Source organism: Alteromonas sp. AWJ4_197 (assembly GCF_056160285.1).
This window is the reverse complement of the sequence record NZ_JBSWWW010000005.1, coordinates 184,690-209,058: the sequence shown is the minus strand read 5'-3', so window position 1 is coordinate 209,058 and position 24,369 is coordinate 184,690. Positions and strand designations below refer to the sequence as shown.

Genomic DNA, 24,369 nt, shown 5'->3' with positions numbered 1-24,369 from the left:
AAGCTTAACCGGTAGCACTTTACCCTCCGGCTTTGCTGGTTTAAGGTTATACAGTAGAAATATAATAAATTAATTCTTTTGCAGAACCAAAGCAGTTTGCCACTGACAACGGGTTCATGCTTTGCATTTTCAGGCTCAGGACCGGCGCACATACGCCTTTATTACTTAATCAGAGCCCTCACTATGAACAAAAAAATTTACTGTCTGACAGCCATTCTCAGCTTAATGGCGGCCGATGCGATAAGCTGTCAGTTCCATGAGCCGACGGAAAATAATATTCCTCAGTTTCCGCCGCTGAAGCCTGCGTTGCATCCGGTCATGTTGCAGCATTTCAGTCCGCCGGTACAGGCCCCTATCCAGGTTTCGCTGTCAGTGTCTAATGATGCCTTTAACCGCGCCAACCTGTTACTGAGCTATGAAGTCCACCCTGATTATCATAATGTGAAAGCTGACATTATTGCCGGCAAAGGCGTAAGAATAATGGGAAGAGACAGTCTTTATCTCACCCGTCTGAAAGAAGACAAGCAAATTCAGTATCGCAGTGGCAGCGGCGACGATAAACGGGTAAGAGTGCGCATTTCTGCAGTGCGTAACGGTGTGCCTGTTATTGTAGAAAAAAGAATTGATTTGACGACATAAAAAACGGTGCCGGAGCACCGTTTTTCAATGATTTTTGAACAGACCCGGCGTTCAGTTTTTTACCCACTGCAATAACAAATTATTGGCCGGCATTTCATGGATGTTCTCCAGCGTGAGTGCCGGCGCCCATGCCTGCAATTCCTGTATATCCCGGTAACCGCCATAGCCACTGGCTATCAGATGCTGATGAAACTCTCTGTTACTCTCGCTGCTGAATGCACCGTTGTCGGTAAACGGGCCATACTGGCAAAATACTGCACCTTGCGGTAGTAATTCAGACAGGCTCTGCATCATCATTTTAATTTCGGCTTTCTGCATAATATGAGCAGTATTCGCTGAATAAACACCGTCATATTCAGAAAAAGGCAACCTGTCTTTGCCCACGGTCAGGTTAAGCGGAGGTAACAGATTTTCAGACGGGTACGCAGCTATCCATTTCAGTACCCCTTCGTGATACCGGGGCTGATCGCTGGTCTGCCATATCAGGTGAGGTAACAAGGGTGCAAAGTGCACCGCATGCTGTCCAGTGCCACTACCCACCTCAAGCACACGCTTACATTGACTCAGGGCCACTTCCAAAATGGCAGAAATGGGCCCTTTGTTATTTTCGCATGCCTGTGAGAAAGGCAGTTCATCAGTCATAAGGGACTCCGGCTGTCAGGCGGGTTAATCATCCAGATTCGGCGCTAACCATTTTTTAGCTTCTTCTGTGCTCCAGCCTTTGCGCTGTGCGTAATCTTCAAGCTGATCACGCTGGATTTTTGCCACAGCGAAATATTTGGATTCAGGGTGCGAGAAATACCAGCCTGATACTGCTGCTCCCGGCCACATAGCGTAACTTTCTGTCAGCTTCATGGTGGTATGCGCTTCGGCATCGAGCAAATCCCAAATTAGCTGCTTCTCAGTGTGTTCAGGACAGGCTGCATAACCGGGCGCAGGACGGATCCCCTGATACTTCTCGCGGATGAGCGCATCGTTGTCGAAGAGCTCATCAGGCGCAAAGCCCCAGTAGTCTTTTCTCACCTGCTCGTGCAGATATTCGGCAAACGCTTCTGCCAAACGGTCAGCCACAGCTTTCACCATGATAGCGTTGTAATCGTCTCCGGCTTTATTGTAGGACTCAGCGAGTTCGTCTTCACCGATCCCGCCGGTAACAGCGAACGCACCGATGTAGTCAGCAATACCACTTTGCTTCTCAGCAACGAAGTCTGCCAGACAATAATTCGCAAACTTGTCTTTTAACGTTTGCTGACGCAAGTGACGGGACACGCCCAGCACGGCATCGCGGTTATCATCCCGATAAATTTCAATGTCGTCGCCAACCCGGTTAGCAGGGAATAAACCAATTACTCCTTTTGCCTGCAGACTGCCATCAGCAATGACTTTATCCAGCATTTTATTGGCATCGGCATACAGTTCTTTCGCCTGCTCTCCCACCACTTCATCATCAAGAATGCGGGGGAATTTACCGGCCAGTGACCAGGTCAAAAAGAACGGTGTCCAGTCGATATAATCTCTTAATGTCGCCAAATCGACGGACACAGGTGTTACGCCCGGCGTTTTGGGCTTTACAGGCAAAACAGAAAAATCCGGCTTATACGCATTTGCCCGTGCTTCTGCCAGCGTAACCGGCTTACTGCGGGGTTGTTTCCGGGCATGCTGGGCCCGTACTTTTCCATATTCGTCTGACAGCTCTTTTTCAAAGACTTTGCGGGACTCAGGGTTAATCAGCTTCTGGCACACACCCACGGCGCGGCTTGCATTAGGTACATAAGCGACCGGATGGCTGTAGTTTTGCTCAATTTTCACCGCAGTATGGGCTTTGGATGTCGTCGCACCGCCTATAAGCAGTGGTAAATCTAACCCCAGGCGCTCCATTTCTTTAGCCACGTGTACCATTTCGTCCAGCGACGGGGTTATAAGACCGGATAACCCGATCATATCCACGTTTTCGTCTTTGGCCACCTGCAAAATCGTAGCGCAGGGCACCATGACGCCCAAATCTACTACTTCGAAATTGTTACATTGCAGTACTACGCCGACGATGTTCTTGCCGATATCGTGCACGTCGCCTTTAACGGTGGCCATCAGGATTTTACCGTTACTCGATGACTTGCCGTCCTTTTCTGCTTCGATAAACGGTTGCAGGTGAGCAACCGCTTTTTTCATCACCCGGGCAGACTTCACCACCTGAGGAAGGAACATTTTACCTTCACCGAACAGGTCGCCGACCACGTTCATGCCGTCCATTAACGGCCCTTCAATCACATGAAGGGGACGTTCAGCCGCCAGCCGGGCTTCTTCAGTATCTTCTATGATGTAATCGGTGATACCTTTGACCAGCGCATGTTCAAGCCGCTTGTTCACCGGCTGCTCACGCCAGGTGAGATCTTCTGCCGCCGCGGCTTTGCCATCCCCCTGATATTTGGGTGCGATGTCCAGCAGACGCTCCGTGCCGTCTTCCCGACGGTTCAGGATCACATCTTCCACTGCTTCACGGAGTTCTTCTGGGATCTGATCATACACTTCCAGCTGACCGGCATTCACAATGCCCATATCCATACCCGCGCGGATAGCGTGATACAAAAACACCGAGTGCATGGCTTCACGTACCGGGTTATTGCCCCGGAACGAGAATGAAATATTTGATAGTCCACCGCTGATATGTGCGTAAGGACAAGTCTGACGGATTACACGGGTGGCCTCGATAAAGTCCACCGCATAATTGTTATGTTCTTCAATGCCCGTCGCGACAGCAAAAATATTCGGGTCGAAAATGATATCTTCCGGCGGGAATCCGACTTCTTCGGTGAGCACCTTATAGCTGCGCTGACAAATCTCAATTTTGCGCGCTTTGGTATCGGCCTGGCCGGTTTCATCAAACGCCATGACCACCGTTGCGGCACCGTAGCGCTTGATCAGTTTAGCCTGATGAACAAACTGCTCTTTTCCCTCTTTCAGGCTGATTGAGTTCACAATCGCCTTTCCCTGAACGCACTTGAGTCCGGTTTCAATGACTTCCCACTTTGAAGAGTCAATCATAATCGGAACACGGCAAATATCAGGCTCTGAAGCAATGAGGTTCAAAAACGTACGCATGGCCTCAACAGAATCTAACATGGCTTCGTCCATGTTGATGTCTATTACCTGCGCACCGTTTTCCACCTGCTGGCGGGCTACATCGAGGGCCTTTTCGTACTCAGCATTTAAAATTAAGCGTTTGAATACGGCCGATCCGGTAACGTTTGTCCGTTCACCGACATTAATAAAGGTTGAAAACTCTGCTGTCACAATAACACCTTAGTGAACAAAAGATTCTAGCCCGGAAAGGCGCATTTTAGGTTCAAAAACCGGCACGGTACGTGGTGTCACGTCTTTTACCGCTTCTGCCATGGCACGGATATGTTCAGGTGTACTGCCGCAACAACCACCTACCACATTCACCAGACCGGACTCTGCCCATTCTTTAATGTGTGCTGCCATTTCTTCTGCGCCCAAATCATATTCACCAAACTCATTGGGTAAACCGGCATTGGGGTGAGCCGAGACCAGGCATTCAGAAATATTACTGATTTCTTCAACGTACTGACGAAGTAAATCCGGACCCAGTGCACAGTTGAGGCCCATGGAAACCGGCGATACATGACGCATGGAATAGTAAAAGGCTTCAGCAGTTTGTCCTGACAAGGTTCTGCCCGATGCATCGGTAATGGTACCTGATACCATCACCGGTGCGCGCTCACCACGTTTCTCAAATACGGTTTCTACCGCGAATACTGCCGCTTTGGCATTCAGGGTATCAAAGATAGTTTCTATTAAGATGATATCTGAACCACCATCTAACAGCGCTTCTGTGGACTCGATGTAGGCTTCTACCAGCTCATCAAAGGTTACATTCCGCTTGCCGGGGTCGTTAACATCTGGTGATATCGATGCTGTGCGATTTGTGGGACCGAGGACCCCTGCCACATACCGGGGCTTATCCGGTGTTTTTGCAGTAAACTCATCACAGGCTTTACGGGCCAGCTTAGCAGCAGCAAGGTTAATGTCTTTCGACTGCGCTTCCATGTCGTAGTCAGCCATGGCGATGGTGGTAGCATTGAACGTATTGGTTTCAATGATATCTGCACCGGCTTCAAGATAAGCACAATGGATATTATAAATAATGTCCGGCTGAGTAATCGCCAGCAAATCGTTATTGCCTTTTACATCGCAATGCCAGTTAGCAAATGCCTCACCACGATAATCGGCTTCTTCCAGTTTGTGCTCCTGAATCATAGTACCCATGGCACCGTCCAGAATCAAAACGCGCTTTGCCGCTGCATCCAGAAGTTGTTGTTTTGTACCTGATGTCACTTATTACCTCTTTGGCCGGGGTTTCTCAGCCAGCTGACTCAAATCATAAGGTGTTGTCTGATAAACATAGTAGTTCAGCCAGTTATTGAACAGCAGACTACCATGGGAGCGCCAGCGAACCAAAGGCGCTTTTGCGGGGTCATCGTCTGTAAAGTAGTTAGCCGGCACTGCCGGATGGGTATCCGCCTGTAAATCACGGAAATACTCGTCATGCAGAGTTTCCGGATCGTATTCAGGATGCCCGGTAACAAACACCATACGCTTATCTTCAGATGCGATGGTGTATGCACCCGCCTCATCAGATTCCGTAATGACCTTCAAACCTTCAACACTGTTATATTCACCGGAGTCAATATACCCGAAACGGGAATGAGGCGCATAAAAAACCGGATCGAAACCTCTCAGCAACTCGTTATAAGGGTCGAGCACTTTATGCTCAAACACACCAGAAAGTTTGGTTTCCCTGAGTTTTCTCTGCACGCCGTAAAAATGATACATAGCTGCATGAGCCGCCCAGCACAGATAGAGTGTGGACTGCACATTACGTTGCGCCCACTCCAAAATTTCTGTCATCTGATCCCAGTATTTTACTTCCTCATAAGGCAAGTGAGCCAGCGGTGCACCTGTCACGATTAAACCGTCGTATTTCTTATCAGCAATTTCAGAAAAGTCGTGATAGAAGGCGTCCATGTGAGATTGCGGCGTGTGCTTTGGCGCTAATTTGTCTACACGGATCAGGTTCACGTTCACCTGCAGAGGTGTGTTAGACAGCAAACGTAAGATTTGCACTTCCGTTTCAATTTTATTGGGCATGAGATTCAGGATCCCCACTTCCATGGGGCGGATATCCTGTGTCGCTGCGCGGGTGCTGTCCATTGTGAAGATATTCTCACCTGACAACACATCCTGCGCGGGAAGTTGTTCGGGAATACAAATAGGCATGGCAGCTCCAACAATTAACGGATAATAACGTTATTGTGGCTGAATCCCGATAGATGTCAACATCTTTACGGCTGGACGTCTAAACGGCTCAATGCATTTATCTAACTCTGGTAGAAGAGAGAACTTACCGTTAGTTGCGCTGACGATGCATGCTGATAAGCAGCTCAGCTTCAGCCCGGGGCAGGTCGCAGGCTTGCATTACCTCTTCGACGTCAGCACCGGCTTTGACCAGCTCAGCGGCGCGGGTGTATAAGCGCATGGACGGGTCCTGACTTTTTACTTCACGTAGCTGGTTTTCGAGTTGTGTGCATTGATCTGCCAGCTCCCGCATGTGTTTGCCCTGTACCATCGAACGGGTTTGCATTTCACCGTTCTGGTTTTCCAGGTCATTAATTTCCAGTTGCAGGGTATCGATGTGTTCTTTTTGATAGCGGACAGTATCGTCGAGTTGTTTAAACTGACGGTTGAAGAAAAAATACATCCATATAACAGCAATGACGGCGAGTAACCCTGTAGCAACAGCGAGTAAAGATAGTGCCGGCACGTCCATATTGATGTGCTTTCTCCCTTTGATAATAGCGCGCGCTGAACAGCGCAGCGAAGATACAGGCATTGACAAGCGCCCGCCGGATTAGCAGGCGCTGCATGACATTACAGACTGCTCAGTTCATCCCACTCGTCATCACTGAGAAGCTTATTAAGATCTACAAGAATCAGCAATTCACCATCACGGTTGCTCACGCCCTGAATGAACTTGGCGCTCTCTTCAGTACCCACGTTAGGCGCACTGTCAATTTCAGATGATTTCAGATAAACCACTTCGGCAACGCTGTCTACCAGGATGCCGACAACCTGCTCATCGGATTCAATAATTACAATCCGTGTGTTGTCGGTCATATCGGTTGGCATAAGGCCAAAGCGGGCGCGGGTATCAATAACCGTCACAACATTACCACGCAGATTGATAATGCCTAACACATAATCCGGTGCACCGGGAACAGGCGCAATTTCGGTATAGCGTAAGACTTCCTGAACCTGCATTACGTTAATACCGTAAGTTTCGTCACCTAAACGATAGGTAACCCACTGAAGCACCTGATCGTTATCCGGCGCGTTATTCGTTGTGCTCTTGTCATTCATGAACCTGGCTCCCCGGGCTATGGCGTCTGGTCGTTACTGCCTAAGCCGCTATTTAGCATTGCGATTAACTGATATACGTCTATTAACGCACACATTTTTTCTTTTACCATGCCCGCTAACCATGGACGCTTGCCTCCTGACTCACGCCATTTTACCTCGTCCCTGGTCAATGTAACGGTGTTGACCAGTTTGTCGCTGGCTAAGCCCCACAAACTGTCCCCTAACATAATAAGATACTGATAGTTTAGCGTTTCTGCGAGATTTTGGTCGTATTTTTCTGGCATAACCCACATTGCAGTATCGACAACGTTTATTTTTTGATCACGATGAAGCATTACGCCCTTGAACCATTTGGGTTTTCCTATCAGCCCACCCACTTTTTCAATCCGGTGAATGCCACCTAAAGTGATAAGCGGTACAGCCAGCGTTAACCCCGCCACTTCAAAAAACAATGCCTGAAAACGATTTTCCAGCATGTCTTTCACAGGCGTGGTTTTGACCGGCGGAGGTACTGCCCCGCTCAGTTGTTCAACGGCCGTCTCCGTAACATCATCAGTGACTGGCGGCGCTATGACCGGCTCAGCCACAGGAGCAACCACAGGTTCTTTGGCGATAATGTCCGCCGTGGCCTGTTCCAGCAAACGGGCAGTGTTAGCCGTTACTTCAGCTGGATCTTCCGGACTTTGTAACAAGCTGTCGAGATACGCCTGCATCACATCTTCGCGGGCGAAGGGCGTACTTTTACTCATAGGTGACTCACTGCTCCAGTTCATCTAACAATTTGGTGTAGGCGTAAACGCCCCGTGCTTTCGGATAGACAACAGACGCAGGCGACTGCGCCTGGCTGGCATCACGGAAGCGGGTATCTACAGGAATCATCCCGTGCCAAACCTTATCACCGTAATCTTCGTTCAGTTTTTGTAGTGCCTGGATGGCCGCATTAGTCCGGCGGTCAAACATAGTCGGCACTATCAATGTATCAAATTCTTTTCTTAACGAACGACCCATAATCTCAAGTGTATGGATCATCCGGTCAAGGCCTTTTAATGCCAGAAATTCGGTCTGCACGGGCACAATGACTTTATGGCATGCAGCCAGCGCATTAACCATTAACACGCCCAGAACCGGCGGACAATCCAGCAATACGTAGTCAAATTCGTTGCGTACAGTATCCAGTGCTTTTTTGAGAATAAGCCCCATACCGTTTTGCATACCCATTTGCCTGTCCAGCGTGGCAAGTGCCATTGAGGCAGGCAAAATATACAGACTGTCTAATTTTGTCGGACATAAACAGTCAAGCACTCTATCGGCAGTAATCTGTTCATGATTAATAAAAATATCGTAAACAGAAGCATTTAGCTCCTCGGCATCCATACCAAAATAATAACTCAGCGATGCATGAGGGTCGGTATCAATAAGCAGAACGCGCTTTCCCTGTTGCGCCAGAATGCCGCCTAGCGTCACGGTGGTAGTGGTCTTCCCTACCCCGCCTTTCTGGTTAGCAATCGTCCATATTTTCAACCTTCAACTCCTGCTGACTGAACTATTTCTGCATCATTTCCGTGAGTATGCACGAAGCGATATTATCAATGGCTATGCTCTTTTCTGCGATGTTCGCTTTCGCTACCGCTTGTGGCATACCGTATACCACACAGGTGTCCTGATCCTGCGCCCACACTTTGGCGCCTTTAAGGTGAAGTGCTTCACAGCCTTCACGTCCATCAGATCCCATGCCCGTCAGAATAATACTCAGTACATCGCCGCCGTAAATATCCACCAGACTGTTAAGTGTAATATCCACACTGGGTTTGTAGGTATCTTTCTCATGTTCATGGGCATCACGGATAACAATATTTGGCAGTGATATAGACTCCACCACCATTTGCTTGCCCCCGGGCGCAAGATAAGCACAACCGGGTTTAAGAATATCCCCGTGCTCAGCTTCTTTTACCGAAATTTCGCAATTATTATTCAGCCGCTGGGCAAACGCATTAGTAAACGTGCCTGGCATATGCTGAACCAATAAAATCGGATAAGGAAAGTTAGCCGGCAGCCCTGACAACACTTTTTGCAATGCCACAGGACCACCTGTAGAAGCCCCGATGGCCAGACATTTATACCGCTTTCCTGATGCCTTGACTTTAGAAACAGTAGGCTGGGATGCAGTTTCAGTACGTCCGGTGAGAATAGACGAGCTTTTAAAAAACGTCGACTTGGGGGCATTGGCAGGCATTGGAGGAGCGGGCTTTGCCACAGGTTCTTTTCTGGAGATAACAGGGCGGCGTATGCCAACTCCCCGTCGCGCCAGTAAACGTACCTTGGTCCGTAGTAAGCCAACAGCTTCTTTACGCTCTTTAGAAATCTCCTCAAATTTTTTCGGCAGAAAATCCAGCGCACCGGCCTCAAGCGCATCCAGAGTTGCCTGCGCGCCGGCATGTGTTAGAGACGAAAACATGAGAATAGGTACAGGGCGTTTCTGCATGATCGCTTTTACAGCGGAAATACCGTCCATAACCGGCATTTCCACATCCATTGTCACTACGTCGGGTGACAACTTAATCAGCATATCCAGCGCTTCTTCACCGTTTTTGGCTTCGCCAACAACCTCGAGTTCTCTGTCCTCATCCAGAATTTCGCGTACACGACGACGATAAAACGTCGAATCGTCCACAACAAGGACTTTAAAAGCCATAGTAATGATGTTCCTTTAATAGCGACTATGACCTGCGCGCATATCGCTTAAGCAGACTCGGGATATCAAGGATTAATGCGATTCCGCCATCCGACGTAATGGTTGCACCAGCCATACCCGGTGTACCTTGTAATAAGGCATCCAGTGGCTTGATCACCACTTCTTCCTGACCAATCAGTGCATCCACCACGAAGCCCACCTGCTGCGTACCAATTTGTACTACAACAACATGACCTTTTTCTTTCTCGATATTTTTCGGGCCGCGGATAAGCCATTCACCAAGGAAGAATAACGGGATAGCCTTAGAGCGGACAATCATCGTCAACTGACCATCTACCGTATTGGTTTTCTTGATGTCCATGTTGATAATTTCGTTAACAGCGCCCAATGGCAATGCAAAGGTTTGCTGACCGACAACAATCATCAGAGTTGGCAGGATTGCGAGCGTTAACGGTACTTTGATTTCTAACCGGGTACCTTTGCCCAGATGAGAATCAATGTTTACGGTACCATTCAACTGGTTGATTTTGGTTTTAACCACGTCCATGCCCACACCACGACCGGAGATATCACTGATCTCTGTCTTGGTTGAAAAGCCCGGCGCGAATATCAGATTAAATGCTTCCACGTCGGACATACGGGCGGCCGCATCAGCATCAAGCACACCACGACTGATAGCGATTTCTTTCAGCTTTTCCGGATCCATCCCTTTACCATCATCGGTGATAGTAAGCAGGATATGATCGCCTTCCTGTGATGCAGCCAGTTTCACTGTACCCATGCGCGGTTTACCCGCATTAGCACGGTCATCCGGCATTTCGATACCATGGTCGACGGAGTTACGCACCAGGTGAACCAGGGGATCGGCCAGCGCCTCAACCAGGTTCTTATCCAGATCCGTTTCTTCCCCTTCAAGCTCAAGGGTAATTTCTTTTTTCAGGCTACGGGCAAGGTCGCGGACAACCCTGGGGAAACGACCGAAGACTTTCTTAATGGGCTGCATGCGGGTTTTCATTACCGCGCCCTGAAGATCACCGGTCACCACATCCAGGTTCGCGATAGCCTTCGACATATCTTCGTCATTGGTATTAATACCAAGGCTTAACAAGCGGTTACGAACCAGCACCAACTCACCGACCATATTCATAATCTGGTCAAGGCGTTTGGTGTCTACCCGAACAGTAGTTTCTGCCTGCGGGGCCTTTTCTTCTTTTTTAGGTGCAGCTTTGGCAGCAGGCGCTGCGGGCTTTGAAGGTGCAGCGGGTGCGGCTGGCGCAGCCGGAGCCGATTTTGCGGCCGGAGCAGGTGCCGCAGCTTTAGCAGGTTGAGCCGGCTTGGCAGGCTCTGCAGGTTTAGACTGTTCCGCTTTGGCAGCCTGAACGGCTTTGGTTGCCTGAGTGTCTACTTCAACACCACCGGCAATGCCGGGTCCCTGACCTTTACCGTGTAACTGGTCAAGCAAAGCTTCAAATTCGTCATCGGTGATTTCGTCACCGTCAGAACCGGCTGCAGCCTCTTCCGCTGCCGGAGCTGCGGCCGCTGGTGTAGCGGCAGGTGCGGCATCGCCACCAAACTGTCCTTTACCGTGAAGCTCGTCTAACAGAGCCTCAAATTCATCATCGGTGATATCTTCACCATCTCCGCCAGCCGCTGCTGCCGGAGCGGGCGCAGGTGCAGCTGGCTTAGAAGGTGCATCTGCTGACGGTCTGCCGGGCGCACCGGAACCATGCAGCTGGTCCAGTAACGCTTCAAATTCATCTTCGCTGATATCTTCAATGCTGTTATCGCCGGCAGGCTCAGCAACAGCGGCGGCTTCCGGTGCAACCGGTACCTCTTCAAAAATCAGCTCAGGTTCTTCTGCTACCGGCACTTCTTCTGCTGGTGCTGCCGTTTCCCCGCCAAAAATATTTTCGCCGGGGGCTTCTGGCTTGCTCAACTTATGCAGAACATCAACAAGATTTGAATCAGCGGCTTCGAGTGGTTCACGGGCTTTTACCCGCTCAAACATTTCCACTACGACGTCTGTCGCTTGCAGAATGACATCCATTAATTCCGGCGTCAGTGTACGCTGGCCATTACGCATTACGTCAAAGACGTTTTCTGCGCCGTGACAAATCTCAACCAGTTCAGTCAGAGATAAGAAACCTGCGCCACCTTTTACCGTGTGATATCCACGGAAAATCGCGTTGAGGAGGTCAGCGTCTTCCGGATTATTCTCCAGGTCAACTAACTGTTCCTGTAATTGTTCCAGGATTTCTCCGGCTTCGACCAGAAAGTCCTGTAATATATCCTCATCAACATCAAACGACATTCATTCGCTCCCCTAAAAACCAAGGCTCGACAGGAGATCATCCACGTCATCCTGGCCTTGTACTACGTCATCCCGCTTCTCAGCGTTCATGATTGGCCCTTCCGCTTCAACAGCGTCCGGCTTGTTCGTGGTGCTCTGTGCTTTAACAGGTGCATCCCGTTCACCGAACACGGTCAGCATGTTCACAAGGCTGTCTTCGACTTCTTTCACCAGGTCAATCACTCTGCGAATAACCTGGCCTGTCAAATCCTGATAACCCTGTGCCATTAATACTTCGGTCAAAAGGCTGTTAAGTTTAGAAGAATCTTTCGACATGTCCTTAAACAGGGCGTCGATATCCATACATAAACTCTTGAATTCACCGAGCTCAATCTGACGGGTCATAAGCTTTTGCCATTCAGGCTCAAGAGTTGTGATCCGGTCTGATAAAGATTCAGCAATGGGCATACAGGACTCTACAGCGTCCATTGTAGTATTAGCCGCTTTTTCAGTTTCTTCAATAACGTAGGTGAGACGCGTTTGCGCATCAGGAATATCATCATTAGCCAGACCAGCAATTCGCTCGTCTAACTGGAAGGTGTTGAGGGCGTCATGAAGTTGACGGGTAAGTTTGCCAACTTCAGCAAAAAGTTCGACAGACTCTTTGGCAGATACGGCTTCAAGCAGGGCGCTGGCGGAGTCGTCATCGCCCTGCTCAAGATATGCTACCAGCTGTTTTGCTTCTTCGAGCGAAATAGGGACTTTTTTAGTAGGAGACATCCAGTAATCCTCTTCTCTGGCGGGAGCGGCTGGATCAACCTAAACGCTCAAAAATCTTATCGAGTTTTTCCTTAAGTGTAGCGGCTGTGAAAGGCTTCACAACATATCCGTTTACACCTGCCTGTGCTGCAGCAACGATTTGCTCTTTTTTCGCTTCAGCTGTCACCATTAATACTGGCAAGTGCTTGAGTTTGTCGTCTGCACGAATAGCGCGTAACAGGTCGATACCCTGCATACCTGGCATGTTCCAGTCGGTCACGACAAATTCAAAGTCGCCTTGCTGGAGCATGGGGAGGGCCGTACTTCCATCGTCAGCTTCCTGAATATTGGAAAATCCAAGATCTTTAAGCAGGTTCTTTATGATTCGTCTCATAGTAGAGAAGTCGTCTACTACAAGAATTTTCATACTCTTGTCCAAAATAGCCTCCGGTGAGGATTATCAATCGTTATTAATATTAGTATGTTTTATTCTTCTGCCTGCCATGATTGCATTCGGGCTTTTAGTTTTAACATGGCCTGGCTATGAATCTGGCTGACCCTTGACTCACTGACTTCAAGAACTTCACCGATTTCACGTAAATTCAGTTCTTCATCATAGTACAGGGACAGTACAATTGCTTCCCGTTCAGGTAATGTTGTGATGGCATGCGCCAACGCCTTTTGAAACGCCCCCTGCATTAAATCTTCGAGGGGTGAATCATTACCTTTATTCTGTTCTGTGCTGATTACATCTTCTGACACACCCAGGTCTTCAATACCGACAAGTTTACCGGCATTCACCTCGTTAAGCATTTGATGATAATCATTAATACTGACATTTAGCTTAGCAGCAATTTCTGTATCACGCGCGTCTCTGCCAGTTTCTCTTTCAACTTGTGTTATGGCTTCCGTAATTGCACGGCTATTTTTATGCACTGAACGGGGTGTCCAGTCGCCCTTACGGATTTCATCCAGCATAGCACCACGAATACGGATGCCTGCGAAGGTTTCGAAACTGGCCCCTTTCGAGCCGTCGAAATTTCTGGCGGCTTCCAGCAATCCGATCATCCCTGCCTGAATCAGGTCATCCACCAGCACACTGGCAGGCAAACGCGCCATCAGGTGATGGGCAATACGTTTTACAAGGGATGCATGGCGCTCGACCAGCTGCGACTTGTCGGTCTGCTGCTGGTAAGCTGCCGCTTTACTATTCAACGTTGGCTTCCTACTGCTTGCTTCGTCACCAGTTGTTCAATGAAAAATTCCAGGTGACCACCCGGCTGAGCCGGTACCGGCCAGTTAAGCGCTTTGGTGGCTAACTGACTAATCGCTACGGCCGCAGGAGAACCGGGAAATGCATCCACAATAGCGGTTTGCTTTCTGACTGCCCGACGAATATTTTCGTCGAAAGGTACAGTTGCCACCAATTCTAGTGCCACATCCAGGAATCTGCCTGTCACTTTTGATAACTTGCTGAATAATTCCTGCCCTTCACGGATGTCCCTAACCATGTTTGCCACAATTTTAAAACGGAACACGCCATGCTCACGGTTTAAAATTTTAATCAATGCGTAGGCATCGGTCAGAGAAGTCGGTTCGTCACAAACCACGACCATGATGTCCTGCGAGGCACGGGAGAAACTCAGTACCATATCGGAAATACCGGCTGCGGTATCTACAATCAGCACGTCAATCTGCGACCGCAACTCACTGAAAGCACGGATTAATCCGGCATGTTCTGTGGGCGATAACTCAGTCATTGCCTGAGTACCTGAAGTCGCCGGAGCGATTTTAATACCGTGAGGTCCGGTTACCAGAACATCATCAAGTGTGCATTCACCGGACAATACGTGAGAAAGGTTCTTCTCAACACGCAGACCCAGCATGACGTCAACGTTCGCTAATCCTAAATCGGCATCGAGTACCATGACCCGCTTACCTTGCTTGGCCATAGCAATCGCCGTGTTTAATGTAATGTTGGTTTTACCAACACCACCTTTGCCGCCGGTAACGGCAATAACCTTTATGAGGCGTGATTGATTCATCTTTCGTAAGCTACTCGCTTGATCTTCGATCATACTGCCTGAACTGAATTAACTTCATGATTACGCTTAGTATGATTCAAACCGTACTTTTTATAAAGCTTTGCAGCGGCAGATACGAGAGATTTTGCATCAGCAACTTTAATATCTTCAGGTACCTGCTGCCCGTCGGTCACATAACTAACTGGCAATTGCTGTTCAACAGCAACACTTAAAACCTCACCCAAACTGTAGCATTCATCAACTTTCGTGAAGATACATCCGTCAAGCTTAACGGAATTATACGCTTCAATGATGCGTTGCAATGCAGGATATTGGGTATTTGCCTGCGCAACCAGGTATTTACGGACAGGTTGCATTTGTCCGTGATTAAATTGACCAAGTTGTTTAATTAAACGACTGTCGCGCTGACTGAAACCAGCCGTGTCTATTAATATTAGACGCTTATGGCGTAACTGGAAGAGAAGTTCGGCTAATTCTTCACTGCTTTGCGCCTTCCTTGTGGTACAGCCAATAATTTTGCCATACGTTGCCAGCTGTTCATAAGCGGCAATACGGTAGGTATCGATAGTGATCATAGCCACCTGATCAGCACCGTATTTTTGCGCATAGCGTGCTGCTAATTTAGCAACAGTCGTGGTTTTGCCTGTTCCCGTTGGACCAACAAGAGCAACCACACCGGTTTGGGTCAGGATATCATTACCGGAAACATTAAGGCGATTAGCCAAAAGGTTGAGAAGGTAAATCCATGCTTCCCGCTCGGTGTATTGAGAAGGGGTGTAGTGCACCAGTTGCTCAGCCAGTGAAGCACTCAGCCCCATACCGGTTAAACACTGAGTCAGATAGCTGTGTACGGGACGCTGACGCTGCTTTTTAGCATCCATCAAGTCTGCGACCTGATATTGTAAAACGCTGCGAAGAGAAGCCAGTTCCTCTTTTATCGCATCCAGCTCACTGGCAGGGGCACCGGCAGACTGCTGACTTTCCGCCGCTTTAAAGTCGGGGTTCATTTGAGATACCGGTGCAGGCTTGGGTTCTTTTGCAGAAAATACATCCGCAAATGAAAATGCCTCTTCGTTGTGAGATGCAACGGGTTGTGAATTGACTCCACGGGTTTCTCCGGCGAAGGCAGACGATGTTTGTGGTGCAGGAGAAACAGCAGGGTTCTGACCGTCCCTTCCGGCAGCCGTAGCTTTTTCTGCAGCCTGCTTTTCAAGTAACGCCCGTAAAGTATCCGGACCGTCGTCACCGATAATTTCGCTGAGGCTTGGCGTCCCCTTCTGTGCAGCTGGTTTACCTGATTCATGGCGGGTGTTGAGTTTTATTTTTGCATCCGGCTCTTTATCGTAAGCGGCGACCAGCTCAATACCGTCTGCCACTTTGCGATTCGACATGATTACGGCGTCACTGCCCAATTCTGCTTTTACCTGGCTTAATGCTTCCCGCATATCTTTGCCAAAAAACCGTCTGATTTTCATCTCAACCTCTTCACTCACCCGGCGTCAGATTATTGACCCACAGAGCTGACAATTTTGATTTGTTTGTCATCAGGGATTTCCTGATAAGACAACACATGCAGGCCAGCTACCGAATACTTCAGGAAGCGTGACAGCACAGGTCTTAACATGCCTGACGTCAACAGTACCGCAGGCTCGCCATTCAGTTCTTGTTGTTGTGCGGCCTGTTGCAGGGATTGTTGGAGCCGGTCTGCCAGTCCCGGTTCGATGCCGGCGCCGTCTTCTCCTCCTGCCTGAAGTGACTGGTGCAACATCTGTTCCAACTCTGGTGCCAGAGTTATGACAGGCACTTCTTTCGCTCCCTGACTGATTTCCTGCACAATCAAACGCTTCAGCGCAATACGCACTGCCGATACCAGCACATCCGGATCCTGACTGCGGGGGCCGTATTCCGACAAGGTTTGAACGATAGTACGCATATCGCGGATGGGAACGCCTTCGAACAATAAGGTTTGCAGTACTTTTACTACGGTGCTCAGCTGCAGAATATCCGGTACCAGCCCTTCCACCAGTTTAGGACTGGATTTCGCCAGCATATCGAGAAGTTGCTGCACTTCTTCATGACCGAGCAACTGGTAAGCATTGTTGCTGAGTAACTGGCTGAGGTGTGTCGCTACTACAGTAGCTGCGTCCACTACTGTGTAACCAAGGGTTTGCGCATGCTCCCGCTGATTCGGCCGTATCCACACGGCATCCAGTCCGAAAGCGGGGTCTTTAGTCGCCCGTCCTTCCAGCTTACCGAACACTTGCCCGGGGTTAATCGCCAGCTCTTCATCATGACTGATTTGCGCATCGCCGATGGTCACACCCAGCATGGAGATCGTGTAAGCATTCGGGTCGAGATCCAGATTATCGCGGATGTGCACCGGCGGAACCAGAAAGCCCAGTTCCTGAGACAGTTTCTTCCGCACACCTTTTATACGTGTAAGCAATTCGCCGCCCTGTGATTTATCCACCAGCGGAATGAGCCGGTAACCTACTTCAAGGCCGATAGTGTCAACTTGCTGTACGTCATCCCAACCCAGCTCTTTAATTTCCGGAGCAGGCTGGTCAGCACCACCTTCCATTTTGGCCGGCACAGCCGGTTTTTCTGCCGCTTTCTTCGCCTGCACACCTTGCCAGTATGCATAACCGGCAGCAATAGCAGAGAATCCCAGAAAGGCCACGTGAGGCATGCCGGGCACAATCCCCATGACAAACAGCACCGCTGCGGCAATATACAGAGCCTGCTGATTACCCAGCTGTGACCGGATTTCCTTACCCATTTCCTGGGTTTCGTTTTCACGGGTGACGATAATTGCCGTTGCCACCGACAACAACAGGGATGGGATCTGGGCAACCAGACCGTCACCGATGGTCAGGATAGTGTAAACTTCCAGCGCATTTCCGAAGGACAAGTCATGCTGAATCATGCCGATAAATAAACCACCGACGATGTTAATCATCATGATGAACAAACCGGCTACCGCGTCACCTTTAACGAATTTTGACGCACCATCCATCGAACCATAGAAGTCTGCTTCTGCAGTGATTTCTTCACGGCGCTTGCGGGCTTCATCCTGATCGATATAGCCGGCATTCAAATCGGCATCAATGGCCATTTGCTTACCGGGCATGGCATCAAGTGTAAATCTGGCGCTAACTTCAGATATACGGCCGGCACCGGCTGTCACTACTTTGAAGTTGATAATGAGCAGGATGGCGAATACCACCACACCCACCGCATAGTTACCACCAATAACCACGGCTCCGAAGGCTTCGATTACCTTCCCCGCAGCATCGCCGCCTTCATGACCATACAGCAAAACGACCCGCGTCGAGGCAACATTCAATGCCAGCCGCAACACCGTAGCAATCAGCAAAACCAGGGGGAATATACCGAAATCCACCGGCTTTTGGGTAAATACAGCTACAAGAATAATGACCAGACTGAGGGCGATGTTAAAACTGAAAAGAACATCGAGCAGAAAGGGCGGCATTGGCAAAATAACCATGCCCATGATCGCCAGCAAAACGACAGGCGCCCCCAGACCACTGGTGATATTTTGAATCTGGTTTTTGTCGAACCGCTGCAGATAGCCGGATAGCTGCATAAAATTTGCTCTCGCTAACAGAAAATTGACGCTTACTTCGTGTCTGTCAGTGTCAGTTCAACTAATGTGCCAGTTTGAAAATGTTTGTCTGCGTGTGCCCGCCAGTGTTTTTTGAACTATAGTTAAACTGGATGAGACATGCTCAGGACATCATGTGCCGGAATACCCGTTAAAACAGCGATATATTGCATTTAAGAATTATTTTCTTCCTGTTGTCGCCGCGACAGGCCTGATATGTATGTCTGATTGCACCTTTGCGGCACCGGCACAGGTATCTGCGCCCGACGATGCGGTTATCCGCGTCATTAAGTCTTTTCATCAGCACCCGCAGGAAACCGTGCTCGGTCTGGAAGAGATGCTTGATGATGTCCTGCCCGAATATACGCCTGCCACTATTCAATATCTGCTGTCGTACTTTTACATGAAACTGGGTGATTTCAGCCGCTCAGAGTCTCTTCTGGAACAGGGGCTTGAAAACGTAGATCAAATAGGCGAACCATTGCTTTATCACCGTCTGCTGCTGCAAAAATCGCAACTTTACGAAAAAACAGACCGCCAGGTACTGGCTCTGCATTATGTTGCTGTCGTCAGTGAGTGGGCGCAGCAGCAGACTGTCACCCAGCTGTACATCGGTGCATTAATGACGGAAGGATTAATTCAGCAATCACTACAAAACCGGGAGGCCGCGCTGACAAAGCTGATCATTGCCCACAGAATTGCATCGGAGAACGCTACTCAAATCCCGCCTGCTCACATAGCCGGTCTTATTGCATCGGTATTTCAGCAGGCTGAACAGTACGACAATGCCCTTCCCTATTTGCAGGAGGCACTGGAATTTGCCATCGCCAGGCACAACCGGGTTAATCAGCAAAACCTGTTACACAAGCTTGCTCTTTCTTACTTCTCAACGGGCGACGAAATTGCAGGGCAGCGTTACTTTGACGAAGCGATGACCATTGCCCGCGAACTGGCAGACAAAAACGCACAGGTTGAATTACAACTTCTTGACGCTGACAGGCTGATGAAAAAGAAAGCCTTTGCAGAGGCACTGGCTATTTACCAGCACTTAACGGCGATTCAGGAAATACTGCCGTCTGAACAGTATTACGGGGACATTTTACGGGGCTTATCAAATGCCCATTATCATACCGGCAACTTCGGCACCGCACTGGATACTCTGGCCCGCGCAGAAACGATCTCCGCATCCGCTACGCCCAAAGAAATGATTGAGTCACGGTTACTGGAATCAAGAATTCAGGCGGCGTTAGGCAACTACAGCGAGGCTTATCAAACTCTTGAAGACGCACGCAATAAACAAGTAAAGCGCCTGAATGAAATCAGTGCTGAAAAGCTGTTCAAACTGCAGACTCTTTTCGACGTTGATAAGAAAAATCAGGAAAATGCCGCCCTCAAAGCGATGACGAAAGCTCAGGAGTTGCGCATAAAAACCGAGCGCCAGCGGGGCTTCTTTATGATATCGGCGCTCGTTTTACTTTTCAGTCTGTGCGTGGCACTGGTTATTTTGCAGAAAAAGCGCGCCAGGTATCAGCATAAACTGGAACAGATTGCGATGACTGACAGCCTGACATCTCTGCTAAACCGCCAGCATACCTTTAAATTACTGGAAGAACAGACTGACATCGCCGGGGCCTGCGGCAAAAAGCTTGCTGTCGCCCTTCTCGATATCGATTTATTTAAACAGGTAAATGATAATTTTGGTCACGCTGCCGGTGATGAAGTATTACGCACCTTTGGCGCTCTGGTCAGAGACAATTTCAGAAAAACCGATATTACAGGCAGAATAGGGGGTGAAGAATTTTTACTCATATTCCCTGATGCAGATATTACAGAGGCAAAAGCTGCTACAAACAAATTCAGAGCAGCCCTGAAAGCGGCAGGTAATGCGCTTCCCTATGCATTGGGCCCGCTCACGGTATCCGGCGGGATAGGATACGTTACCGGACCGGATACGATGGCCGCAGAACTTGAAGCCATCGACAAAGCATTATATCAGGCCAAAGAAAAAGGCCGCGACGCCATCATTACTGTAGATTAAAGTACTGACGGGTTTACCGTCTGAGTTCAGGTGGGATCGGCAAGTCTTTCTTAAGTGGTTTAGGACGTTTGCCTTTACCCGCCTTAAATGCCCGTAATTGATACACATACGCCAGTACCTGTGCCACCGCCATGAACAATTTGTGGGGAATTTCGTGCTCAACTTCAGTGGAATAATAAATAGCCCTTGCCAGCATGGGTGACGGCACAACAGGCACTTCATGGGCACCGGCAATTTTACGGATGTGCATGGCCAATTCATCAATTCCTTTTGCCACCACCACTGGCGCTCTGCCGCCGTTATCATCGTATTTAAGTGCCACGGAATAGTGCGTCGGGTTAGTCACAACCACATCCGCTTTCGGTACTTCCTGCATCATCCGGCGGGCTGCTGCCTGATATTGCAGGCGACGAATACGTCCTTTCACCTGAGGATCACCCTCGGCATTTTTACGTTCGTCTTTCACCTCCTGCTTTGACATTTTCATTTCTTTGTTGTGCTTGTACAGCTGGTACGGCACATCAAAAATAGCGATGGGGATCATGCCCAGTGTCAGCAGGAAAAACGCCCATTCGAGCATATTCAGTGCGTGGAACAAATTATTCGGGTACAGCTCAAGGTCAAGATGCAGTGCTTCATCCTGAAAGTACATTAACGATACCAGTGCCATGGAACCGATAACGAAGAACTTGGCAATGGACTTAAGCAGTTCCACCAGGCCATTAATACCGAACATGCGCTTAAAGCCGTTTAGCGGATTCAGCTTATTCATTTTCGGCGACGCCGATTCCCAGGTGAAATTGTATCCGCCCAGCGCGATAGAGCCATAAATACCGGCGGCCATCGCCACGACCATGTACAGTAAAACAGGCGCTGCCACCGCAGAAAAACCATAAACCCAGGCACCAAACATGTGAGTTGCGTCATAGGTTTGGTCGCGGGAAAGCTGGAACATGTTTTTCATCATGCCGAAAATAGCCTGTGCGATGGTGCCTCCCATGACAAGAAACATGACGCCACTGACCACCAGAACCAGTGTCGTAGATAACTCTCTGGACCGGGCCAGCTGGCCTTTTTTTCGTGCGTCGTCGAGTTTTTTCCCCGTGGGGTCTTCTGTTTTTTCCTGTTCGTCAGCCATCGTCTACCTCACACGGGACAGATCATCAGCAACTCGCACATGAATTGCTGAGCACGTTGCCACTGGGTGGCAAAGTGGGACGTAAAATTATCGAGGGTAATCCAGATAATGATTAACCCCATGATTTGTGCAATGGAAAAACCAATGCTGAAAATATTTAACTGTGGCGATGCTTTGGTCATCACCCCGAACGCAAGGTTCACGATCAGCAGTGACACGATAGGCGCCAGCGATAACGTAATCGCAGACACAAACATCCAGCCGCCCCATTCTGCGATATCGCGGAACTGATCTGCTGTCCACCAGGCTTCGCCGATGGGAAACGCATCAAAGCTGATAACAATCATCTGGATCATGGCCAGATGGCCGTCAACGGTCCAGAACAGCAACGTCGCCAGGATGAGATAAAACTGACCGACTGCCGGCACGTTAATTCCGTTTACCGGGTCGACAATGGAGGCGAACCCCAGACCGGTTTGCATGGCGATGATCTGACCTGCCAGAACAAAGGTGTTCAGGACCATCATAGAAATAAACCCGATGGCGATTCCAATCAGCAACTGCTGAATAACCATCAGAAAAGATCCTACGCCGACCAAATCGTCCACGGGTACCGGTTTAACGACCGGCATAATCACCAGGGTCAGAAAGATAGCCAGCAGGGCTCTTACCGACTGGGGGATAGATTTGGCACTTAATCCAATCATGGCTGCAAACATGCCGCTGATGCGCATAAACGGCAGCAACATATCAGCCAGAAACTGATTAATGGTAGATAAATCCACGTTCACGGAACGTAACCTTTACCCGACGACCTGAGGGATTTGATTGACCATATGAAAGGTAAAGTCCATCAGTTGCTCCACCAGCCAGTTACCTCCCCACGCCAGTGCCAGCAAGGTCACGATAAGTCTGGGCAGGAAACTCATTGTCTGTTCGTTAATTGACGTGGCCGCCTGAAATACTGCCACAATCAGACCCACAATCATGCTGGGCACAATCACCGCAGACACCAGCAGGATAACCATAAACATGGATTCACGGAGAATCTGAACAAAGACTTCAGGTGTCATGTGTTGTCTCCTAAACGCCCATGCCGAAACTGGTTGCCAGGGTGCCGAATATCAGATTCCAGCCATCCACCAGTACAAACAGCATTAATTTGAAGGGCAGTGAAACAATCATCGGCGACAGCATCATCATACCCATCGCCATAAGAATGGATGCCACGACCAGGTCGATAATGAGGAAAGGAATAAACAACATGAAGCCGATTTGAAATGCGGTTTTCAGCTCGCTGGTCACGAATGACGGGATAAGAATGGTCAGCGGCACATCTGCTGGTTCATCATACTTGTCTTCATCGCCGGCAATACGGACAAAGGTTTCCAGATCTTTCACCCGGGTTTGTGACAACATAAACGCCCGCATGGGTTCTGCTGCTTCTTCCAGCGCCTGGCGGGAGGTCATTTCCTCGTTCAGATAAGGTTGCAGGGCGCGCTCGTTTACCTCTTCAAACACCGGCGTCATGATAAACATAGACAGAAACAGGCTCACGCCGATAAGAATTTGATTGGAAGGAGACTGTTGCAGGCCGATGGCCTGACGGAGAATGGATAATACTACGATAATGCGGGTAAAAGACGTCATCATCATAATAAACGCAGGAATAAGGCTCAGCGCAGACATGATGAACAATGCCTGCAACGTCATTGAATAATCCTGCGTGCCGTCCGCATTGGTGGTCACAGTGACAGCAGAAATCCCCTGCTGGGCACTGGCAGGCAGAGCCAGAAGAAATAACACCGGACAGAGTGTCAGAAAACGGCATAACCATTTATTGTTTATCATTGCCCTCTCCTTTCACTGCCGGATTCATGGCGCCAGCCATAGCTTTAACCAGCTTCTGACGAAAATCGGCACCGTTATTCTCCTGTCCGTTTCCGGCAGGTGCTAATGGCGTTTCCAGTTTACTGAGATGATTGATGTTGTGAGCAGTAACGCCGATGAGATGCTGCTCGTCACCCACCTGAATAACCATAATGCGCTCTTTGGCACCGGCCATCATGCTGGCAACCACTTTCATCTGCCCATTCGCAGCATGAGTGACATTAAACCGGCGCATAAGCCAGGCGAGGGAAAATATAATGCCGACAACCACCAGCAATGACAGGAAAATTGACAGTACAGACGTGGGATTAGTTATTGACTGGGTGCTTTGAGCACAGGCCTGATGGCTAAATAACAGGGGCAGCAGAATGCAACCCCCTGTTTTAGAAAGCGTTTTAGCGAAGCTTTTTGATTCTCTCGATTTGACTGATAACATCCGTTAACCGAATACCAAACTTATCGTTGACCACTACTACCTCTCCATGAGCAATCAACGTGCCATTTACCAGAACATCCAGTGGTTCACCGGCCACCCTGTCCAGCTCGACCACGGAACCCTGGTTCAATTGTAGCAGGTTACGGATGCTTATCTGGCTGCGTCCCACTTCCATAGAAATGGTCACAGGAATATCTAAAATGGTATCGAGTTTCTTTTTCTCTTCCTGAGTAATCGGCGCATCATCGGTCAGCTCATCTAATTCAGCAACCTGAACGTCATCGCCACCTTCACCTTCGCCCGCTTCAGCATCAGCCTGCTCGGCCATGGCTGCGGCCCAGTCGTCCATTCCGTCATTATCACTCATGACTTTGCCCTC

Annotated in this window: 24 protein-coding genes; 2 read left to right on the top strand and 22 right to left on the bottom strand. The window is 49.2% G+C overall.

Annotated features, from left to right (window positions below):
• The first annotated feature begins 183 nt into the window (after positions 1 to 183).
• Positions 184 to 639, top strand: a complete 456-nt coding sequence (locus tag ACXAGC_RS12610; RefSeq protein ID WP_303574355.1) for a hypothetical protein — start codon at positions 184 to 186, stop codon at positions 637 to 639.
• 51 nt (positions 640 to 690) lie between these two features.
• On the opposite strand, the gene ACXAGC_RS12605 is transcribed toward ACXAGC_RS12610, so the two are convergent.
• From ACXAGC_RS12605 to flhA, 16 genes are all read right to left on the bottom strand, one after another.
• On the bottom strand, positions 691 to 1,281 hold the full coding sequence (locus tag ACXAGC_RS12605; RefSeq protein ID WP_474844679.1) for a DUF938 domain-containing protein: 591 nt from the start codon (positions 1,279 to 1,281) through the stop codon (positions 691 to 693).
• Between the two features lie 24 nt (positions 1,282 to 1,305).
• Positions 1,306 to 3,930, bottom strand: a complete 2,625-nt coding sequence (metH, locus tag ACXAGC_RS12600) for a methionine synthase (RefSeq protein ID WP_474844678.1) — start codon at positions 3,928 to 3,930, stop codon at positions 1,306 to 1,308.
• 9 nt (positions 3,931 to 3,939) lie between these two features.
• Positions 3,940 to 4,995 carry a homocysteine S-methyltransferase family protein gene (locus tag ACXAGC_RS12595; protein ID WP_474844677.1) on the bottom strand — a complete coding sequence of 352 codons (1,056 nt, stop codon included), beginning with the start codon at positions 4,993 to 4,995 and terminating at the stop codon, positions 3,940 to 3,942.
• A gap of 3 nt (positions 4,996 to 4,998) precedes the next feature.
• Positions 4,999 to 5,937, bottom strand: coding sequence for a homoserine O-succinyltransferase MetA (gene metA / locus ACXAGC_RS12590; RefSeq protein WP_474844676.1), 939 nt, complete (start codon positions 5,935 to 5,937; stop codon positions 4,999 to 5,001).
• Positions 5,938 to 6,067: 130 nt separating this feature from the next.
• Positions 6,068 to 6,550 (bottom strand): DUF2802 domain-containing protein, encoded by a 483-nt coding sequence (locus ACXAGC_RS12585; RefSeq protein ID WP_474844675.1) that lies wholly within the window; start codon positions 6,548 to 6,550, stop codon positions 6,068 to 6,070.
• Between the two features lie 38 nt (positions 6,551 to 6,588).
• Entirely contained in the window at positions 6,589 to 7,077 is a 489-nt protein-coding gene (locus ACXAGC_RS12580; RefSeq protein WP_474844674.1) for a chemotaxis protein CheW, read from the bottom strand.
• Between the two features lie 17 nt (positions 7,078 to 7,094).
• Complete coding sequence (locus tag ACXAGC_RS12575) at positions 7,095 to 7,826, bottom strand: chemotaxis protein CheW (protein WP_349585124.1); 732 nt, start codon at positions 7,824 to 7,826, stop codon at positions 7,095 to 7,097.
• A 7-nt stretch (positions 7,827 to 7,833) separates the two neighbouring features.
• Complete coding sequence (locus ACXAGC_RS12570) at positions 7,834 to 8,598, bottom strand: ParA family protein (protein WP_119500586.1); 765 nt, start codon at positions 8,596 to 8,598, stop codon at positions 7,834 to 7,836.
• 22 nt (positions 8,599 to 8,620) lie between these two features.
• Positions 8,621 to 9,769, bottom strand: a complete 1,149-nt coding sequence (locus ACXAGC_RS12565; protein WP_474844673.1) for a protein-glutamate methylesterase/protein-glutamine glutaminase — start codon at positions 9,767 to 9,769, stop codon at positions 8,621 to 8,623.
• Between the two features lie 25 nt (positions 9,770 to 9,794).
• Positions 9,795 to 12,080 (bottom strand): chemotaxis protein CheA, encoded by a 2,286-nt coding sequence (locus tag ACXAGC_RS12560; protein ID WP_474844672.1) that lies wholly within the window; start codon positions 12,078 to 12,080, stop codon positions 9,795 to 9,797.
• A 12-nt stretch (positions 12,081 to 12,092) separates the two neighbouring features.
• Positions 12,093 to 12,839, bottom strand: a complete 747-nt coding sequence (locus tag ACXAGC_RS12555; RefSeq protein ID WP_474844671.1) for a protein phosphatase CheZ — start codon at positions 12,837 to 12,839, stop codon at positions 12,093 to 12,095.
• Between the two features lie 34 nt (positions 12,840 to 12,873).
• On the bottom strand, positions 12,874 to 13,257 hold the full coding sequence (gene cheY / locus ACXAGC_RS12550) for a chemotaxis response regulator CheY (protein ID WP_119500582.1): 384 nt from the start codon (positions 13,255 to 13,257) through the stop codon (positions 12,874 to 12,876).
• A gap of 47 nt (positions 13,258 to 13,304) precedes the next feature.
• Positions 13,305 to 14,033, bottom strand: coding sequence for an RNA polymerase sigma factor FliA (locus tag ACXAGC_RS12545; RefSeq protein WP_119500581.1), 729 nt, complete (start codon positions 14,031 to 14,033; stop codon positions 13,305 to 13,307).
• Entirely contained in the window at positions 14,030 to 14,896 is an 867-nt protein-coding gene (locus ACXAGC_RS12540; RefSeq protein ID WP_119500580.1) for a MinD/ParA family protein, read from the bottom strand. Before ACXAGC_RS12540 ends, ACXAGC_RS12545 begins: the two co-directional genes overlap by 4 nt.
• Positions 14,893 to 16,338 carry a flagellar biosynthesis protein FlhF gene (flhF, locus tag ACXAGC_RS12535; RefSeq protein ID WP_474844670.1) on the bottom strand — a complete coding sequence of 482 codons (1,446 nt, stop codon included), beginning with the start codon at positions 16,336 to 16,338 and terminating at the stop codon, positions 14,893 to 14,895. Before flhF ends, ACXAGC_RS12540 begins: the two co-directional genes overlap by 4 nt.
• Before the next feature lie 29 nt (positions 16,339 to 16,367).
• Positions 16,368 to 18,470, bottom strand: coding sequence for a flagellar biosynthesis protein FlhA (flhA, locus tag ACXAGC_RS12530; protein WP_474844669.1), 2,103 nt, complete (start codon positions 18,468 to 18,470; stop codon positions 16,368 to 16,370).
• A gap of 238 nt (positions 18,471 to 18,708) precedes the next feature.
• Here flhA and ACXAGC_RS12525 point away from each other — a divergent pair, with 238 nt between their 5' ends.
• Positions 18,709 to 20,526 carry a sensor domain-containing diguanylate cyclase gene (locus ACXAGC_RS12525; RefSeq protein ID WP_474844668.1) on the top strand — a complete coding sequence of 606 codons (1,818 nt, stop codon included), beginning with the start codon at positions 18,709 to 18,711 and terminating at the stop codon, positions 20,524 to 20,526.
• A 13-nt stretch (positions 20,527 to 20,539) separates the two neighbouring features.
• Here the strand turns inward: ACXAGC_RS12525 and flhB are convergent, their stop codons facing one another.
• From flhB to fliN, 6 genes are read right to left on the bottom strand one after another with little or no spacing between them, the layout of a single operon-like run.
• Positions 20,540 to 21,664, bottom strand: a complete 1,125-nt coding sequence (gene flhB / locus ACXAGC_RS12520; RefSeq protein ID WP_474844667.1) for a flagellar biosynthesis protein FlhB — start codon at positions 21,662 to 21,664, stop codon at positions 20,540 to 20,542.
• Between the two features lie 8 nt (positions 21,665 to 21,672).
• Positions 21,673 to 22,455, bottom strand: a complete 783-nt coding sequence (gene fliR, locus ACXAGC_RS12515; protein WP_119500575.1) for a flagellar biosynthetic protein FliR — start codon at positions 22,453 to 22,455, stop codon at positions 21,673 to 21,675.
• Between the two features lie 12 nt (positions 22,456 to 22,467).
• Positions 22,468 to 22,737: a flagellar biosynthesis protein FliQ gene (gene fliQ, locus ACXAGC_RS12510; protein ID WP_119500574.1), complete on the bottom strand. Its 270-nt coding sequence runs from the start codon at positions 22,735 to 22,737 to the stop codon at positions 22,468 to 22,470.
• A 10-nt stretch (positions 22,738 to 22,747) separates the two neighbouring features.
• Entirely contained in the window at positions 22,748 to 23,515 is a 768-nt protein-coding gene (fliP, locus tag ACXAGC_RS12505; protein WP_303574368.1) for a flagellar type III secretion system pore protein FliP, read from the bottom strand.
• Entirely contained in the window at positions 23,502 to 23,921 is a 420-nt protein-coding gene (gene fliO / locus ACXAGC_RS12500; protein ID WP_474844845.1) for a flagellar biosynthetic protein FliO, read from the bottom strand. Before fliO ends, fliP begins: the two co-directional genes overlap by 14 nt.
• 28 nt (positions 23,922 to 23,949) lie before the next feature.
• Entirely contained in the window at positions 23,950 to 24,357 is a 408-nt protein-coding gene (fliN, locus tag ACXAGC_RS12495; protein WP_119500572.1) for a flagellar motor switch protein FliN, read from the bottom strand.
• Positions 24,358 to 24,369: the final 12 nt, after the last annotated feature.